The organism is Corynebacterium sp. 32222D000AT, from assembly GCF_053546955.1.
Map to the genome: position 1 here is coordinate 1 of NZ_JBPPVW010000020.1, position 17,466 is coordinate 17,466.

Consider the following 17,466-nt stretch of genomic DNA (forward strand, 5'->3'; position numbering starts at 1 on the left):
ACGCGAGCCGTTGTCCTCGGCCCGGCCGCCGCGGGAGCTGCGCGCGCCCCGGTTGGCGCCGGTGGTGTTGTTTCCCTCGGCCTCTTGTGCCGCGGCGTTATCCGCGCCGGCCTGCTCGCTGGCGGGAGTGATGCGCTCGACGGCCTCGAGGAAGGCCCGGTCCGACATCAGCGGGATGCCCTTGCGGTGGGCGTGCATGGGCTTGCCCACCAGGTCGGTGGTGACGTTGCAGACCACCAGGGAGGTCTCCCGGCTGAGCTTTTCCGAGTAGTTGAGCTCGTGCCGGGTAATGGCGGCGATGATCTCGTCCGGGTCCGCCGTGATCTCCGGGGCCACGACGATCTCCATACCCGGCTCCAGCTCGTGCCCGGGCCGGTAGGGGCCGGGGTTCTGGTGGATGCGCGGGGCCTCCTCCGCGTCCACACGCAGGTGGGAGCGCTGCAGGCCGAATTTATCGCCGCGCACCTCGTCCGGGGTGGTGGCAGCCAGCGGCCCGCGCTCGGCCTGGGCGAGGTAGAGGGCCACGAGGAGCTCGGTGGCCTCGCGAGAGGTCTGCGATTCCGGGACGTTGGCCCGCTCCGTGGTGGCGACCGCGCTCGGGGTCAGCACCCCGCAGTGGCGGGCGGTGGTGGCCAGCCGGATGTCCTCGAGCTGGGCGCCCTGGCGCCGCGCGGAGGCCAGTGTGTCGATGATCAGCTCCGGGGCCGGCACGTGGCCGACCTTCTGCCGGCGGCGGCGGTTGTTGCCGCGGTTGCGGTTGCGACTCCGGTTCTGCCGGGCCGCGGCCGTCATGGCGCGCCGGGCCTCGGAGACCACGAATCCCCACGCGAAGGGGGTGTCGTGCACGACCAGGGTGCGCCCGTCCAGGAGACGGTCCAGGGGTTTGAGGATCCGGGAGAAGTTCTGGCCGGCGGAGACCTCCTCGTGGCTGAGCCCGTGCAGGTGCCTAGGGCCGGGATCGCTGCCGGGGTTGAGGACGGCGTGGAAATCCTGGCCAACTTCCCCGGCGGCGTTGAAGGTCACCGCGTCCAGGGCCACGAGCCGGGCCGTGGACGGGTGGATGCCGGTGGTCTGCACGGTCAGGGCGACGAAGGGGAAGTCCGCCGCGGCGGGGGCGGCCTGTTCCGCCGCGGCGTCCTCCGGAAGCTGGGCGCGCGGGTCGTGCGGCTTGGGCGGAGTCGACCCAGCCGAGGTCGCGGACTCAGACCCGGAACCGTTGTTCGGGCGCGCAGGTGAAGTACTCATTGAGGCTAGTCTAGTTCACCGTTTTCCGCTGGGACGATTAGCAGGGCCCCTAGTGCCAAGACCGGCGCCCCGCCGTTTAAGGGGTGGGCTCCGCAGTCTCCGCAGCCGTGGGCTCTGCCGGTTCGGTGGAGCGTTCCGCGCTAAACGTCACGTGGATAGTCGCGGTAGCCTCCGCGGTCCACTCCGACCTATCCGGCGTCGGCTCCCCGGTCGGCGTGGTGGGCGCCGTAGTCGGCGCAGCAGTCGTCGGCGTCGTTGGCGTCGTTGTTGCTGCCGGGGTCGGGGTGGTGCCGGAAGAACTGGAAGTCGACGTGGGATCTGTCGGCCCCAGCGGGACCGTCGGCCCCGTCGAGTCATCCGTGGGCTCTACCGAGCGCGAGCGCCCCGTAAAACCCGGGGTAGTGGCCGCGGTCCCCGTGGTGAGCGTGGTTCGCGCGGCGCTCCTGTCGCGGGTGCCGGTGCTACGGGTGCTCCGGGGCGCGGTACCGCTGGTGGGGGTAGTGCCGGTAGCGGGGGTGGAGCCGTACGCGGGATCCGGGGTGGGGGACGTCCCCTGGCCGCTTCCCGCGGTGACGGGGATTATCACCTGGGGATCGAGGAAGTCCGCCGGGGCCGCGGCCGGGGCCGCCAGCGCGGGGAGCAGCGGAGCGGCTAGGGCCAGGCCCGGATCGGGCAGGAGCGGCTCAGACAGGCCCAGTTGCACAAGAACCGGCTGTAGGACGCTGGTGTGGTCAGGCTCCGGCTCAGCCGGCGCCGCGGACTGGGCGGGGCGGCTGCCATCCGCGCCGGCGGGGGCTGCGCTGGGAGCGGGGGAGCCGGGACGGTGTGCGCGCGTCGGGGCAGCAGGCTGGCGCGGGGAGGAGGCGGCGATGGTGCGCCCACCGGAATAGTCCGGGTCTTCCGCCTTGTTCCAGTTCGCGGAGGTGACGGCGAATCCGCCCACGGCTACTAGCACGCTCGAGGCGACGGCCAGGGCAGAGGTACTCAACCCGGTGGCGCTGCCCGCCCCGATTGCGGTGGCGGTGGATGCGGTAGATGCGGTGGTGGCAGCGGTGCCCGAGGCGGCGGTAGCGCCGGCCGTCCCGAGGCCCGCCGCGCCGGAGGACCCGTAAGCGCCGGTGAAGAAAGAGGCCTGCGCGGTGGAGGCCTTCGCCCGGGCGGCGGCGAGGGCGGTCAGTGCCGCGGCGGAGGTCGAGGCCAGCACCACGGTGGCCCCATGGCTGGAGCGGGCGTCGGTGCGGCCGGAGTGGTTCAGGTGCACCACGGTGCGGGCCAGGTGCTGCGCCTGCGATCCGGAGAATTCCCCCACGACGTGGTCGTTGATGATGGCGTGGACGCGGTAGCGGGTCAGGTGCCGCTCGGCCGTGAGCGTGACGAGGACATGCTGGTCGCCTTCCGGCAGGTGCGGCAGCCCGGATTCGAAATCGCGCAGGACGAGCCCCTCGCCGCAGTCGCTGCCCGGGAGCATGGCCCACGGGGTCGCCGGCGGGTTGTTGACGGGCACGCATAGGCCCGGCCGCGGCAACAGCAGGGAGAACTCCGGCCAGTCGTCGGTCAGGCGAACCTCGGCGGTCACCAGGGGTGACAGGCCTGCCTCCAGAACCCAGGCGAGCTCGGAATAGGCGTTGGCGAACTCGGGCGCCAACTGGCCGATGACTAGGTCATCCACCAGCACGTCGAAGCCCGTGCCGGCCGCGCGGGCGCTTAAGGTACAGTCCACTAAGCGATCGCTGCGGGAAGACAATAGGTCGGTAAAGACCTCCGGGGATACTCCCTGTACGGGCAGCTTGCGGGTTGTCCCGAAGCCCCGGAAAGGGACCGCGTAGGTAGAGTCCATTCCACCTCCTGACTTAGAAACCTGAGGACAATGACCACGCGTGCGACCGTGTGCGCTTGGGCACGCGGGCACGAAGTATGCAGTACCTAAGTATTATCTAAGTAGCTTTAAGTCGGCAACTGCTAATGCCAACCCGCGGGCCGCCGGGCGCGTTACGGGGATACGCAGGGAAATGGTGGGCTAGGGGCCCAGACTCGGGAGCTAGTTTAGGGGGTGGACCAAATCGCGCGGGCCCGCCCCGGGCTGGGGGAGAACCCAGCCGGGGCGGGCGCGGGAAAGCGCTAGGCCAGCGCGCGGTTGACCGCGGAGTCGATGGCGCGCAGGGATGCGGTGGTCGTGGAACCGGCGATCCCCACGCCCCAGACCTTGGTGCCGTTGACGTCGGCGGCGATGTAGCAGGCGGCCTCCGCGTCGTCGCCGGCGCTGCGGGAGCGCTGCGAGTACTCGATGACCTCGAACTCCAGTCCCAGGTTTTCCAGGGCGTTGGCATAAGCCGCGATGGGGCCGTTACCGGAGCCATTAACGGTGGAGGTCTCGCCGTTGTAGACGACCTCGGCGCTCAACTGCGTGGCGCCGCCGGCGGCCTCCGCGTTGTCGATGGAGACGTGGACCTGCTCCAGCGGGGCGGTGCGATCCAGGTATTCCCGGGCGAAGATATCCCACATGTTCTTGGAGTTAATCTCGCCGCCCTCGGCGTCCGTGACCGCCTGGACCACGGCGGAGAACTCACTCTGCATGGCCCGCGGCATGTTGATGCCGTGGTCGGTCTTCATGATGTAGGCAACCCCGCCCTTGCCGGACTGGGAGTTGACGCGGATGACCGCCTGGTAGTCGCGGCCCACGTCCTTCGGGTCGATGGGCAGGTAGGGCACCTCCCAGGTGGTCTCCCGCAGCTGATCCCAGGAGACTTCCGTGTTGTTGGCGCCCGGCACGACCTGGTCCGCCATGGCGTCCAGGCCCTTGTTGATGGCGTCCTGGTGGGAGCCGGAAAACGCGGTGAAGACCAACTCGCCGCCGTAGGGGTGGCGCTCCGGGACGCGCAGCTGGTTGCAGTACTCCACGGTCTCGCGGATGGCCGGCAGATCCGTGAAATCAATCTGGGGATCGACGCCCTGGGTCAGCATGTTCAGGCCCAGCGTGATCAGGTCCACGTTGCCGGTGCGCTCGCCGTTGCCGAACAGGCAGCCCTCGATGCGGTCGGCGCCGGCCAGGTAGCCCAGCTCCGCGGCGGCGATGCCCTCGCCGCGGTCGTTGTGCGGGTGCAGGGACATGATGATGTCGGCGCGCCGGGCGAAGTTGCGGTGCATCCACTCGATGGAATCCGCGTACACGTTGGGCGAAATCATCTCCACCGTCGACGGCAGGTTGATGATCATCGGGTCCCCGGGGCTCGGATCCATGATGTCCACGACCGCGTCGCAGACCTCGACCGCAAACTCCAGCTCGGTGCCGGTGAAGGACTCCGGCGAGTACTCCCAGCGCCAGTTGGTGTCCGGGTAGTCCTGCGCGATGTCGCGGATCAGCTGCGCGGCGTCGGTGGCCAGCTTCTTGATAGCCGGCTTGTCCTTGCGGAAGACCACGCGGCGCTGCAGCTTCGAGGTCGAGTTGTAGAAGTGCACGATGACGTTCTTGGCGCCGGCGCAGGCCTCGAAGGTGCGGCGGATCAGGTGCTCACGCGCCTGGACCAGCACCTGGATGGTGACGTCCTCCGGGATCTTGTTCTGCTCGATGATTTCGCGGACGAAGTCGAAGTCCGTCTGGGAGGCTGAGGGGAAGCCGACCTCGATCTCCTTGTAGCCCATCTTGACCAACAGGTCGAACATGCGGTGCTTGCGCTCGGGGCTCATCGGGTCGATGAGCGCCTGGTTGCCGTCGCGCAAATCCACCGCGCACCACTGCGGCGCGTGCGTGATGGTCTTGTCCGGCCAGGTGCGGTCCGGCAAGCGGATGTCTTCTACCTCGGTGGCAAACGGCTGGTAGCGGCTTACCGGCATGGAGGAATTGCGCTGCTTATTCCAGGCCGGCTGGCCTTCCCGGCGGGGGCCGGCCGGGGTGGTGATTTCGCGCGGGGCGGAGATGAATGCGTCGTTCGGGCTCATGGTGTCGTTCCTTTTCTGCGTGGTCTTCGTGGTCGTTGCTATTAGCTGGTCTGCCTTAACGGGCGGCGGAGACTGTGCGATAGTTGGCGCGGAATGCGCGCGTGGCGTCAAAACCAAGTGGTGGTGATTGGGTGAGCCCTCCGGCGAAATGCGGGGCGGTCAGCGTAGGGGATAAGCCGGCACGGGCGCGGCGAGGTCACCGCGGCGGGGCGCTGACCGCAATCTGCCGGTCGGGGGATGCAGTGCCTGCATCCAAACCGTCGGGCAAACCGGGCTGGGGCTAAATCCCACCGCGGCTGATAAGTAGTAGCATTTGCCGCGAAGTCATGTGGCACAGACTACATGCCATTCCACGGGGTGGCAACTAAATATTCTTTTATTTCATTAGATGGGAAATTCTGCGCTGTGGCGACGCCGCGGGGAGGAAAACCCCAGCCGTGCGCGAGGTGTGCTGCGGCTTCCCGTGCGCGCGGCGGGCCGCTACCATTTTCAGACGTGGAAGAAACCAAGAGTACCGACGCGCCCCGGCTGCACCGCCGCGACTGGGCGGGGGCCGCGGCCGTCGGCCTGGGCGGTTCGGCCCTGCGCCTGGGGGTACTCGCGGGCATGGGGGCGGCTAACGGCCAGCGCCTCGGGGACCTGCTCAACAAGTGGGATGCCGAGTACTACACGCAGATCGCCGCTCACGGCTACTTCGAGGCCCAGATAGCCGACGACGGCCCGGCCTATGAGAAGACCCTGGCGTTTTTCCCCGGCTTCCCCTTCCTGTTGCGCGCCGGGCACGCGCTGACCGGGGTGCACTATTCCACCCTGGCGGTGGTGCTCAACATCGCGCTGACCGTCGTGCTGGCCGCCGGGTCCATGGCCTTGGCCAACCGGGTGGCCTTGTACTGCGGGGCCGCGCCGGGGCGGGGCTACCGCCTGGCCGCGGCGGCGGTGGTGACCGGCGCGCCGATGGCCATCGTCCTTGCCATGCCCTATACCGAGGCGCTCTTCGGGGCGCTGGCCATCTGGGCCCTGGTGGCGCTGTGGGACAGGCGCTGGTGGTCCGCGGCGGCGCTGGTTTTCTGCCTGGGCCTGGTGCGCCTGACCGCGGTGGATATGCTCGCCGCATTCGCCCTGGCCGTGCTGGTCTACGGCCTCCGGCAGTGGTCCGCGTGGGCGGGGCTGGTGGTCTCCACGGTCCCGCTGGTGGCCTACCTGGCCTGGGCGAATTCCCACCTCACCGCGGTGGGCGGGTACTTCGGGACCCAGCAAAAGCACTGGAACTCCGGCTTCGACGGCGGGCTCGCTAGCCTGCGTTGGGTGGGCACGAGCCTGACCAGCGCGGACAACGCCGGCTTCCTGCTGACTACCGCCGTGATGCTGGCCGCCCCGCTGTGCCTGGTCCTGGCGTGGCGCCGGATGGGGCTGGCGCCGTGGTGGTTTAGCGCGGCGCTGATGGTCAACGTCTTGGCCTCCGACGGCATCATGCACTCGCGCCCGCGGCTGCTGCTGCCGGCGGTCATCGTGATGCTGCCGCTGCTGGTTGCCGGCTTCCGCCGCCTGCCCGGCTGGGCCATGGGGCTGCTGGTGGCCCTATGGGTGCTATTCGGCGCCTGGTTCTCGGCCTATATGCTGGCCGTGTTCGAGTGGGCCATCTAGGCGGCTAGCGCGGTTCGGCGGCTAGCGCGGTTCGCTGCGTGATTTCTCGCCGCTGCCGACGGACTGCTGGGAGAGCACGATGGTGGCTGCGATCATGAGGGCCAGCGCCACGCCCATCACCGCCCAGCCGGCGGCGGAGGTGATCTGGAATTTCTCGCCGAGGATGGCATAGCCCAGCAGGAAGGCGACCATGGGCTCGACGATGGTCATCGCGGGCAGCGACTGCTTGAGCGGGCCGGCGTGGAAGGAATACTGCTGGACCACCGTGCCGGTGGCGGCGGTGGCGATAAGCGCGTAGAACTCCCAGCTGGTCAGGAGCTCGCCTACGCCGGAGTGGGCGAAGATATCGACGACCGCCTTGGACAGCACCGCCACGTACCCGTAGATGCCGCCGCAGATCGTGCCGAGCATCAGGGCGCGCTGGCTGCGGTGGCGCCAGCCGATAAAGGCCAGCACCGCCATGACGGTGATGCCCACTAGCAGCGCCGGCGCCCAGTCGGAGACGGCCGGCTGTGGTTTGCCGGCGCTGGGGCGTCCCAGGATGATGAGCGTGCCCACCGCGACGGTCAGCACCAGGGACCAGCCGATCTCCTGCCCGCTCATGCGGCGGCGGGAATACCAGGCCGCCAAGGGCAGTGTGAACATCAGGGACATGACCAGGATGGGCTGGACGATGAGCAGGGTGCCGAAGCCCAAGGCGACGACCTGCAGCCCGTAGGCCGCCAGCGCGGCGAAGGTGCCCACCCACCACAACGGCTGGGTCATGGCGGTGCGCATGACCGAGGAGGGGGCATCGAGGGCAATCCGGTGCCGTACCACTGTCCCCCAGGCCACGGTGAGGGCCGAGGCCAAGGCGAAGAAGATGGCGACGAGACTGCTTAACACCTACCCAACCGTAGTGAATGCTACGGAATTCTGTGCCCATTGGGGCACCGATGTCGCGCAAAAAGCTCTACCATGAAAGGGGTGCATGTAAATGCTGGCTCCGTGAATCGCGCGGGGTAACATGAGCACTTGACTACTGATTGACAGGTATTCAAGCAGACTAGTATTCGCGAAAGGTGGCAACAGCAGGTGGCCTTAGTCGTTCAAAAATACGGTGGCTCTTCCCTGGAATCGGCCGAGCGCATCCGCGCGGTTGCCGAGCGGATCGTCGCCACCAAGAAGGCCGGCAACGACGTGGTGGTCGTGTGCTCCGCCATGGGTGATACCACGGACGAGCTGTTGGACTTGGCAGCCCAGGTCAACCCCGTTCCCCCGCGCCGCGAGATGGATATGCTGCTGACCGCCGGTGAGCGCATCTCCAATTCGCTGGTCGCGATGGCCGTGGAATCCCTGGGCGCGCACGCGCAGTCCTTCACCGGCTCCCAGGCCGGCGTCCTGACCACGGAGCGGCACGGCAACGCCCGGATCGTGGACGTGACCCCGGGGCGCATCACGGAGGCCCTCGACAAGGGCAAGATTTGCATCGTGGCGGGTTTCCAGGGCGTGAACAAGGAGTCGCGCGACGTGACCACCCTGGGCCGGGGCGGTTCGGATACGACCGCCGTGGCGCTGGCCGCGGCCCTGAACGCCGACGTGTGCGAGATTTACTCCGACGTCGACGGCATCTACACCGCCGATCCGCGCATCGTGCCGAACGCCCAGAAGCTGGAGAAGCTGTCTTTCGAAGAGATGCTGGAGCTGGCCGCGGTCGGTTCCAAGATCTTGGTGCTGCGCAGCGTTGAATACGCCCGCGCCTTTAATGTTCCGTTAAGAGTTCGCTCGTCTTATAGCAATGACCCCGGCACCCTGATCGTCGGGTCGATGGAGGATATTCCCATGGAAGAAGCAGTACTGACCGGTGTCGCCACTGACAAGTCCGAGGCCAAGGTGACCGTCCTGGGCATCCCTGACCGCCCGGGCGAGGCGGCCAAGGTCTTCCGCGCCATCGCGGATGCCGAGATCAACATCGACATGGTCCTGCAGAACGTCTCCTCCCTGGACGACGGCCGCACGGACATCACCTTCACCTGCCCGCGCGCCGACGGCCCGCGCGCCATGGAGCTGCTGTCCAAGCTGCGCGGCGAGGGCGACTGGTCCAACGTGCTCTACGACGACCAGGTCGGCAAGGTCTCCCTGGTGGGCGCCGGCATGAAGTCGCACCCGGGCGTGACCGCTGATTTCACCGAGGCCCTGCGCGACGTCGGCGTCAACATGGAGCTCATCTCCACCTCGGAGATCCGCATCTCCGTGCTGACCCGCGAGGCCGACCTGGACAAGGCGGCCCGGGCGCTGCACGAGAAGTTCCAGCTGGGTGGCGAGGAAACCGCCACGGTCTACGCTGGAACCGGACGCTAAAGCGCGCAGTCACAGCACCAACCACACAAGTACGGCACGTACGAGACAAGGAGTTTTACAATCATGACCACCGTGGCGGTAGTAGGGGCAACCGGACAAGTCGGCCGCGTGATGCGGCAGATCCTGGAGGAGCGCAAGTTCCCGCTGGACAAGATCCGCTTCTTTGCTTCCTCCCGGTCCGCCGGCACGGAGCTGGAATTCGCCGGCCAGCAGGTGACGGTCGAGGACCTGGCCGAGGTCACCGAGGAGTCCGTCGCGGACGTGGACATCGCGCTGTTTTCCGCCGGCGGGGACACCTCCCGCCAGTGGGCGCCCGTCTTCGCTGCCGCCGGCGCCACGGTCGTGGACAACTCCTCGGCCTTCCGTAAGGACCCGGACGTGCCGCTCATCGTGGCGGAGGTCAATCCGGGCGAGGCCAAGGATCTGCCCAAGGGCATCATCGCGAACCCGAACTGCACCACCATGGCAGCCATGCCGGTGCTCAAGCCGCTCAGCGATGCCGCCGGCCTGCGCCAGCTGCACGTGTCCTCCTACCAGGCCGTCTCCGGCTCCGGCCTGGCCGGCGTGGAGACCCTCGCCGCGCAGGTCTACCAGGTCGGCGAGCACAACGTGGACCTGGTCCACGACGGCTCCCGCCTGGACGGCGAGGACACCGGCCCCTACGTCGCCCCGATCGCGTTCAACGCGCTGCCGATGGCCGGCAACCTGGTCGATGACGGCTCCCTGGAGACCGACGAGGAGCAGAAGCTGCGCAACGAGTCCCGCAAGATCCTGGGCCTGCCGGATCTGAAGGTCGCCGGCACCTGCGTGCGCATCCCGGTCTTTACCGGCCACACCATGACCATCCACGCCGAGTTCGACAAGTCCATCACCCCGGATAGGGCCCTGGAACTGCTGGGGAACGCCCCGGGCGTGAAGGTCGTGGACGTGCCGACCTCGCTGGCCGCCACCGGCATCGACGACTGCCTGGTCGGCCGCGTGCGCCAGGACCAGACCGTGGACGACAACCGCGGCCTCGTTCTGGTCGTTGCCGGCGACAACCTGCGCAAGGGCGCAGCGCTCAACACCATCCAGATCGCCGAGCTGCTGGTCTAAACCAGGCATCTGCCCATGGCAAAAGGCCCACCCGCGAGGGTGGGCCTTTAATTGTTCCCGACGGGCGGGGGCTTAGCGCTAGTCCTGAGAGGCAGGGGAGGCGCCGGACTGCGGCGTGGAACCGGGGCCCTTGGAATTGTCCTTATGCCCGTCGAAGTCGAGGTCGTTGTCAGCAGACGGAACCTCCGGCTTGGTGTGCTGGACGTAGGTCACGGAAGGATCCAGGTCCTCGCGGTCGAAGTCCTCGAGCTCCTCGTCCGCCTCGAGCTCTTCGTAGATCTCCTCGGCGACGAGGTCCTCGAATTCGCCGGTGGCCATGTTGGAGGCCGCGGCCAGGCGGGCGAGCTCGCGCTCGTTCTTCTTGGTGAAGCGCTCGCGCGGGTCCAGCTTGCGCTGCACCAGGGTGCGGGCGCGCATGCGGCGGTCGGACTCGTCCATGAGCTTGCCGCGGCTGCGGATCCAGGTAAAGGACATCACGACGATCATCAGCAGGCCGAGGTAGCCCAGGATCGGGTAGACATTGCTGACCAGCTGCTGGAAGCCCACGAAGGACAGCACGAAGCCGATGAGGCAGGCCACGCAGTAGACTGGGTAGAACAGCTGTGGCTTGGAGCGGGTCAGGCGCTTGCCCAGCGCGTAGAACATGCCCACCGCGGTGTTGAAGACCATGCCGTAGATGACAAAGGTCATGACGTAGCCCAGGGTCGGGTGGATGGTGTTGATGAGCTCCAGCACCGGCATGTCCTGGCCGTTGACGGTCGGGGCGACGAAGAACAGGGAGAAGACCAGCAGGGCCAGCAGGATCAGGTAGATGATGCCGCCGATGAGGCCGCCCCAGCCGACGGCGCGGTTGTCCAGGAAGTTGCCGCCGATGACGATGGACATCGACACCGCGCACATGACGTTCAGGCCGGTGTAGTTCAGTGCGGAAATCCACCAGTTCGGCAGGGTGGTATCCACGTTGTTGGTGGTCCACTCGTGCATCTGGCTGAAGTCCACGTCCACGGTGAGGATGGTGTAGCCGGTGGCCAGGACGATGAAGATGACGATGAACGGCGTGATGGTGCCGATGACGGTGGTCACGCGGTCCACGTCGAGCAGGCCGACCAGCAGCACCAAAACCAGCATGACGGTTCCGCCCACCCACACGGGGATGCTCGGGAACTGCTGGGTGATGTTCGAGCCGCCACCGGCGAACATCACGAAGCCGATGCTAAACAGCGTGGCCAGCGTGGACCAGTCGAGGATCCGGGACGTAATCGGCCCGGAGACCTTTTCGTAGACGGCGGTGTGCTCCGAGGCTTGGAAGTAGGAGCCCAGCTGCAGGATGGAGATGCCGGTGATCATCATCAGGCCGGCGGCCAGGGCGATGCCGATTAGGCCCCATTCGCCGAATGCCACGAAGTACTGCATGGCTTCCTGGCCGGAGGCGAAGCCGGCGCCGACGACGACGCCGATGAACGCCATCGAGATTGCTATGGCGCGTTTAAACATGGAAGTTAAACCCCAAATCTGTTATCAAAAAGCAGCGTAGCCCGAGGTGGGCCTAAAAACGTACGGTTTATGAATTTACCTGTTTCTGGCCTGGTTTTCCGGGTAAACACCAGACAGACCGCCCGGAAATTCACAATGTTAACCGGCCGGCCAGGTGTCCCGGCCTGGATGTGCCCAGCTTTTCTCCCGTTTGTCACTATTTGGGCACAATCTGGCGAGCCCTCAGTCGGCGGAGTTCTGGCTGGCCTCCGTGGCGGTGATGAGGTCCTTGCGGGCGCGGGCGACGCGCGAGCGGATGGTGCCGACGCGCACGCCGGTGATTTTGGCGGCTTCCTCGTAGGTATAGCCCAGCACCTGGGTCAGGATGAGGGCCTCCCGGCGGTCGGCGGGGAGGGCGTCGATGAGCGCGCGGGCGTCGATCCAGTCGCTCCAGGTGGCGGAGTTTTCCAGGGCGGGGGCCTGGGCGGCGGCGTCCTCGTAGGAGGTGGCGGACTTGCGGGGCCGGGCCATGTCGTGGCGGATGTTGTCCACCCAGGCGCGGCGGGCGAGGGAGAGTAGCCAGGTGCGGGCGGAGGACCGGGCGGCGAAGTGGGGGAGGGCGGAGATGACCCGCAGGTAGGTTTCTTGCGCTAGGTCGTCGGCGTTTTCGGGCCCGGCCAGGTGAGCTAGGAGGCGCCAGACGTCGTCCTGGGTGGCGCGGATGAACTCCGTCAGCGCGCGGCGGTCACCGCGCCCGGCGGCAAGGGCCAGGTCGGTGACGCGCGCGTCGTCGGCTGCGGAGTGGTGTTTCATCATCCTGAATTTACCAGGCGCCGAAAGCGGTTTTGGACCTACACTGGGGGCCAGGCAGGGTGCTGCACGAACCCTGACTGAGGCAAACCTATCAATAGTTGGAGTTTGTTTGCCAACCGCTATTAAATGGGCTAGACTATAAGCCAACGGCTTTTGATAGCTGACCAATATTGCCACTGAAGGAGGCATACCCCATGACTCAAGATTCTTCTGCAGCAGACCAGATCCTGGGCCGCGGCAACCGCACCGCCGGCGAGGGCCAGACCACCCGCCCGTCCGGCCAGCCGGTAGCGTCGGAGAACCGTTCCATCACCGCCGGCCCGCAGGGCCCGAACGTGCTCAATGACGTTCACCTGATTGAGAAGCTGGCGCACTTCAACCGCGAGCGGGTCCCGGAGCGCACCCCGCACGCCAAGGGGCACGGCGCCTTCGGTGAGCTGCACATCACCGAGGATGTCTCCCAGTACACCAAGGCCAAGCTCTTCCAGAAGGGCACCGTTACCCCGATGGCCATCCGTTTCTCCACCGTCGCCGGTGAGCAGGGCTCCCCGGACACCTGGCGCGACGTGCACGGCTTTGCCATGCGCTTCTACACCGAGGACGGCAACTACGACATCGTGGGCAACAACACCCCGACCTTCTTCATCCGGGATGCCATTAAGTTCCCGGACTTCATCCACTCCCAGAAGCGCCTGGGCACCAACGGCCTGCGCAACGCGGATATGCAGTGGGACTTCTGGACCCGCTCCCCGGAGTCGGCGCACCAGGTGACCTACCTGATGGGTGACCGCGGTACCCCGAAGACCTCCCGCCACCAGGACGGCTTCGGCTCCCACACCTTCCAGTGGATCAACGAGGAAGGCAAGCCGGTCTGGATCAAGTACCACTTCAAGACCCGCCAGGGCTGGGACTGCTTCACCGACGCCGAGGCGGCGGAGATGGCCGGCCAGAACGCCGACTACCACCGCGAGGATCTCTACAACGCCATCGAGCGCGGTGACTACCCGGTCTGGGACGTCAAGGTCCAGATCATGCCTTTCGAGGACGCGGAGACCTACCGCTTCAACCCCTTCGACCTGACCAAGACCTGGTCGCAGAAGGACTACCCGCTGCACGATGTGGGCTACTTCGTGCTCAACCGCAACCCGCGTAACTTCTTCGCGCAGATTGAGCAGCTGGCCCTGGACCCGGCCAACCTGGTCCCGGGCGTGGGCCTGTCCCCGGACCGCATGCTGCAGGGCCGCGTGTTCGCCTACTCCGACCAGCAGCGCTACCGCATCGGGCCGAACTACAAGCAGCTGCCGGTCAACCAGCCGCTGAACGCGGATAAGGTCAACACCTACGAGCACGAGGGCCCGATGTCCTTCCTGTTCAACGACCCGCAGGATCCGGTCTACTCCCCGAGCCGCTACGACAAGGGTGCGGGCTACCTGGACGACGGTGAGACCTCCAACCAGCACGATGACTTCGGTCAGGCTAGCGATCTCTACGTCAACCCGGACCCGCACGGCACCGACCTGTCGCGCGCCCCGTACGTCAAGCACGCCGAGGATGACGACTTCATCCAGCCGGGCATCCTCTACCGCGAGGTCATGGATGACGGTGAGAAGGAGCGCCTGGCCGACAACATCACCAACGCCATGGCTGGTGTCTCTGAGCAGGTCGAGCAGCAGGTCTACCACTACTGGGATCAGGTAGACGAGAACCTGGGCAAGCGCGTCCGCGAGCTCTTCGCCGAGAAGAAGTAACCAGCGCGCTGACCCAGCCGTTCCACCCGGCTAGAAACGGCCGAAGATAGCTAGTACCCCGCGGGAAACCGCGGGGTACAGTGCTTTGTGCACTACATCAGCCTCCCCGCGCGCCGCCGGGCGGCAAGCGCTGCGGCCGGCGCGGCACCGGGGCCGGCCCGCCGGGAATAAAAATGGCAGCAGTGGCCGAAACGGCGCGCCTAGCCGAAACTATAGGTGCTGGTAGATATCGTTTCTTAGTATGAACGACGCCCGCCTTGCTAGCCCCGCCAGCCCCTCTGCCGCCGCGGATTCCGCGGACGGCCACCGCCAACCCCACCGCTTCCGGTCCGGGCTGGCGGCTCTGGTCGTTCTGGTGCTGCTCGCCGCCTGCGCCGGTATTGCTGCCGCGGTGGGGATGAGCCCGGAGAAGGCCTGGAACTCCGCCGACTCGGAGGAGGGGGTGACCGGCGCCCCGGCCGCCGACGCCCCCGCCGGCATCGATCCGAACGAGCTGGTTGACGCCCGGCGTGCGACCGGCGAGGCCCAGAGTCAGGCCGGCTTCCTCAAGTCCGGCACGCAGCAGCTGGCCGACGGCACCGGCCAACTCAAGGACCGCACCGGGGAGATCACCGGCGGCGTGGATCAGCTCAGCCAGGGCACCCAGGAGCTGGTGGACGGCTTGGTGCAGCTGCAAGCCGGCACCGGCCAGCTGGGCGCGGGCGCTACCGAGCTCGCCGACGGGGTCGGCCAGGCCGTCGATCAGATCACCGGTATCGAGGTGGTCCGCGGGCAGATCCTGACCGCCATCGACGGCGCGCTGGGGGATCTGCGCGGCAACGACTCCGCGGACGCGAAGAAGCTGCGCGGTCAGCTCAAGGACCTGCGCGGCCAGGTCGATACCTTCAAGATTGACGAGTCCATCACCGGGGAGCTCAACCGCCTGAAGGACGGCTCCCGCGAGCTGTCCAACCAGCTGGCGGTGCCCGGCTATGCCTACCACGACGGCATCTACTCCGCGACGGAGGGCGCCAAGCAGCTCAACGCCGCCATCGGGGAGTTAGACGGCGGCGCCGACGAGGCCGTCAACGGCATCAACGAGCTGGACGAGGGCGCGCGCAAGATCGACGGGATGGCCGATCAGAACAAGACCAAGGTGGAATCCATCCAGCGCGCCATGCCGCCGGTCCAGTTCGCCGCGGACGGGCAGGACGCCGGCCCCTCGCGGCTGCTGGCCCCGGTGGTGGCCATGCTGATCGCCGCGCTGGTAATGCTGGGCGGTATCGGCCTGGGCTGGCTGTCCACCCAGCGCGGGTGGCTGAGCCTGCTCGGCGGCCTGGTCGGCCTGGTGGCCGCGGGCGAGGTGGCCCTGTTCGTGCTGGCCACCGGCCTGACCGCCGCCGCGGCAGCCATCAGCGCCGGTGTCTTCGCCCTCGCCGCGGTCGCCGCCGCGGTAGTCACCCGGGCGCTCGTGGGGCTGCTGGGCCGCTCCGGTGGCATGGTGGCCGCGGCCATCCTGGGCATCGTGCAGGTGGGCGTGGTCGGCTGGTTCTGGAAGTCGGTCGCGGCCAGCGATGCCCCGACCTACTGGCAGGTCATCGCCAACCTGCTGCCGCTGAACTGGGCCACCAATGCCCTGACCGTGGTGGGCAACGGCGGCCAGCAGTCCCTGCTGTGGATGTCGCTGGGCGTGCTCGCGGCCGTCGCCGTCATCGGCGGCGCCGGCGTGTGGTGGGCTAATCGCTCCAGTGTCCGCCCGGCCCGGGCTTAGGCGCCCGGCTCGGGCCTAGGCACTAGCGGGGAAGAATTAGTTGTCCTGGGGGTCCTCGAGGGCCTCGGGCTCGCCGAAGTACTGCTCGGGGATGGGGCGCGGCTGCGGGTTCTGCGCGCGGAAGAGCTGCAGGCGCGGGCGCCAATTGCGGGGATCGGTGTCGTACTGCTCGAGCTCACCAGTTTCCCGGTTCACAAACGTCGGGCCCAGCTCCTTGTCTGGGTGGGCCGGGCTGAAAAGCCAGTGGGTGTCGGTCTCGGCCGCGCCGGAGAGCGGCCCGCGGTGTTGGTAGGCCTTGGCGACTGCGTCCTGGAATTCCATCATGGTTGTCCAATCTAGCCCATTTCCTGGCCGCGCCGGGCCGGTTCTCGGAGCGCCTGCCGGTGTGCTGCCTGCCCGCCCGGGGCGTGCTCGCCCGGGGTTGCGTTTTCCACCCAGATTTTAGGATGAATGAAAATGCGCAGCATACGGCGGTGATGATTTTGTCAGCTTTATGCCGCAATTGGAGATACCTTAACAGGATTCTGTGAAAGTGCTGGTGAGCTAGGATCTGACACTTCGGGGTGCTAGGCTAGGTCTCGCTCACGTAGTCCGCTTAGGGGGCGGACTAGCGGTTTAAATCCGTTGTGAGTGATAGGGAATAGGGGCGGCGCCGCAGCTGTAGGGATGCGGCGCCGTTTCCCTGTATCTAGGGGGATAACAAAAACTCAGCCGCAGTTAGGCCGGTGCGTCGGGGGCCTGGCGCAGGAGCGCTTCGGCCATGGGGAGAAGGTAGTCCACGAGTTCTTCGGTGCTGGCTTCGGCGGTTTCCGAATACTCCATGAGGTAGCGGGTAATCGCGACTCCTAGCAGCATGCTGCCCATGACGGGGAAGAGCGCAATCTGTTTGGGACTGAAGCGCTCTTGCAGGCCGGGGGTCTGTTTGATGGTGTCGAGGAAATTCGCGCTGAAGTAGTCGCGCAGGCGCTCGGCCGCGAACTCGGAGCCGATGCCCGCGCGGACGATAGCGCGTAGCCGCGGGCCGGTGTACGGGTCCTCCCAGTTGCGGAAATAAGTCAGCAGCATGTCCCGCAGATCCGCGCTGTGGTCGATGTCCGCCGGCACGGTCAGGAGGGTCTCCACGGCGGCATCGAAAAGCCCGGCCTTGCTCTTGAAGTAGTGTATGACCAGCGCGGGGTCGACGTCGGCGGCGCGGGCCACGGCGCGGATGGTGGTGGATTCGTAGCCGACGCGGGCGAAGGAGTCGCACGCCGCTTCTAGGATTGCCTCCCGGGTCTCCTCGTTGCCGGGGCGGCGCCCCAACTTCTTGGGCGCGGGATTGTCTGCTGCGTCCTTACCTGCTGATTCCTTAGCCATACATTCCATACTAGCTGGGATCTCTGTGCGTAAATTCACCGGGTGTTGACATTCAATGCTCGTTGA

Annotated in this window: 13 protein-coding genes; 5 read left to right on the forward strand and 8 right to left on the reverse strand. The window is 67.0% G+C overall.

Translation table 11 applies throughout. From position 1 onward, the window contains the following. From ACEE23_RS10005 to leuA, 3 genes are all read right to left on the reverse strand, one after another. On the reverse strand, positions 1-1,245 hold a 1,245-nt coding region (locus ACEE23_RS10005), incomplete at its 3' end, for a DNA polymerase III subunit epsilon (RefSeq protein ID WP_448873590.1). A gap of 76 nt (positions 1,246-1,321) precedes the next feature. Continuing rightward, a complete protein-coding gene (locus ACEE23_RS10010; RefSeq protein ID WP_448872448.1) occupies positions 1,322-3,082 on the reverse strand; it encodes a hypothetical protein in 1,761 nt (586 codons plus the stop codon). Positions 3,083-3,363: 281 nt separating this feature from the next. Next, on the reverse strand, positions 3,364-5,181 hold the full coding sequence (gene leuA, locus ACEE23_RS10015; protein WP_368520494.1) for a 2-isopropylmalate synthase: 1,818 nt from the start codon (positions 5,179-5,181) through the stop codon (positions 3,364-3,366). Positions 5,182-5,676: 495 nt separating this feature from the next. Here leuA and ACEE23_RS10020 point away from each other — a divergent pair, with 495 nt between their 5' ends. Further along, the gene (locus tag ACEE23_RS10020; protein WP_368521522.1) at positions 5,677-6,825 is read left to right on the forward strand and encodes a mannosyltransferase family protein; all 1,149 of its coding nucleotides are present in this window, start codon (positions 5,677-5,679) and stop codon (positions 6,823-6,825) included. Positions 6,826-6,846: 21 nt separating this feature from the next. Here ACEE23_RS10020 and ACEE23_RS10025 read toward each other — a convergent pair whose 3' ends face one another. Continuing rightward, the gene (locus tag ACEE23_RS10025) at positions 6,847-7,710 is read right to left on the reverse strand and encodes a DMT family transporter (protein ID WP_368521521.1); all 864 of its coding nucleotides are present in this window, start codon (positions 7,708-7,710) and stop codon (positions 6,847-6,849) included. 189 nt (positions 7,711-7,899) lie between these two features. Here ACEE23_RS10025 and ACEE23_RS10030 point away from each other — a divergent pair, with 189 nt between their 5' ends. Further along, on the forward strand, positions 7,900-9,165 hold the full coding sequence (locus ACEE23_RS10030; RefSeq protein WP_368520491.1) for an aspartate kinase: 1,266 nt from the start codon (positions 7,900-7,902) through the stop codon (positions 9,163-9,165). 63 nt (positions 9,166-9,228) lie between these two features. Beyond that, positions 9,229-10,260 (forward strand): aspartate-semialdehyde dehydrogenase, encoded by a 1,032-nt coding sequence (locus ACEE23_RS10035; protein WP_368521520.1) that lies wholly within the window; start codon positions 9,229-9,231, stop codon positions 10,258-10,260. A gap of 78 nt (positions 10,261-10,338) precedes the next feature. Here the strand turns inward: ACEE23_RS10035 and ACEE23_RS10040 are convergent, their stop codons facing one another. Both ACEE23_RS10040 and ACEE23_RS10045 read right to left on the reverse strand, forming a co-directional pair. Continuing rightward, on the reverse strand, positions 10,339-11,754 hold the full coding sequence (locus ACEE23_RS10040) for a YkvI family membrane protein (protein ID WP_368520489.1): 1,416 nt from the start codon (positions 11,752-11,754) through the stop codon (positions 10,339-10,341). A gap of 222 nt (positions 11,755-11,976) precedes the next feature. Beyond that, positions 11,977-12,546, reverse strand: coding sequence for an RNA polymerase sigma factor (locus tag ACEE23_RS10045; RefSeq protein WP_448872452.1), 570 nt, complete (start codon positions 12,544-12,546; stop codon positions 11,977-11,979). A gap of 194 nt (positions 12,547-12,740) precedes the next feature. Here ACEE23_RS10045 and ACEE23_RS10050 point away from each other — a divergent pair, with 194 nt between their 5' ends. Continuing rightward, on the forward strand, positions 12,741-14,294 hold the full coding sequence (locus tag ACEE23_RS10050; RefSeq protein WP_368521518.1) for a catalase: 1,554 nt from the start codon (positions 12,741-12,743) through the stop codon (positions 14,292-14,294). Positions 14,295-14,535: 241 nt separating this feature from the next. Further along, positions 14,536-16,044 carry a hypothetical protein gene (locus ACEE23_RS10055; protein WP_368520486.1) on the forward strand — a complete coding sequence of 503 codons (1,509 nt, stop codon included), beginning with the start codon at positions 14,536-14,538 and terminating at the stop codon, positions 16,042-16,044. Positions 16,045-16,080: 36 nt separating this feature from the next. Here ACEE23_RS10055 and ACEE23_RS10060 read toward each other — a convergent pair whose 3' ends face one another. Further along, a complete protein-coding gene (locus ACEE23_RS10060) occupies positions 16,081-16,368 on the reverse strand; it encodes a peptidase M23 (protein ID WP_368520485.1) in 288 nt (95 codons plus the stop codon). A gap of 393 nt (positions 16,369-16,761) precedes the next feature. Further along, entirely contained in the window at positions 16,762-17,400 is a 639-nt protein-coding gene (locus ACEE23_RS10065) for a TetR/AcrR family transcriptional regulator (RefSeq protein ID WP_368520484.1), read from the reverse strand. Positions 17,401-17,466 lie beyond the last annotated feature (66 nt).

What these genes read in the sequence shown, in the direction of transcription:
- ACEE23_RS10010 (WP_448872448.1), bottom strand. Translation starts at nt 3,082, where the DNA reads ATGGACTCTACCTACGCGGTCCCTTTCCGGGGCTTCGGGACAACCCGC.
- leuA (WP_368520494.1), bottom strand. Translation starts at nt 5,181, where the DNA reads ATGAGCCCGAACGACGCATTCATCTCCGCCCCGCGCGAAATCACCACC.
- ACEE23_RS10035 (WP_368521520.1), top strand. Translation starts at nt 9,229, where the DNA reads ATGACCACCGTGGCGGTAGTAGGGGCAACCGGACAAGTCGGCCGCGTG.
- ACEE23_RS10040 (WP_368520489.1), bottom strand. Translation starts at nt 11,754, where the DNA reads ATGTTTAAACGCGCCATAGCAATCTCGATGGCGTTCATCGGCGTCGTC.
- ACEE23_RS10045 (WP_448872452.1), bottom strand. Translation starts at nt 12,546, where the DNA reads ATGAAACACCACTCCGCAGCCGACGACGCGCGCGTCACCGACCTGGCC.
- ACEE23_RS10050 (WP_368521518.1), top strand. Translation starts at nt 12,741, where the DNA reads ATGACTCAAGATTCTTCTGCAGCAGACCAGATCCTGGGCCGCGGCAAC.
- ACEE23_RS10055 (WP_368520486.1), top strand. Translation starts at nt 14,536, where the DNA reads ATGAACGACGCCCGCCTTGCTAGCCCCGCCAGCCCCTCTGCCGCCGCG.
- ACEE23_RS10060 (WP_368520485.1), bottom strand. Translation starts at nt 16,368, where the DNA reads ATGATGGAATTCCAGGACGCAGTCGCCAAGGCCTACCAACACCGCGGG.
- ACEE23_RS10065 (WP_368520484.1), bottom strand. Translation starts at nt 17,400, where the DNA reads ATGGCTAAGGAATCAGCAGGTAAGGACGCAGCAGACAATCCCGCGCCC.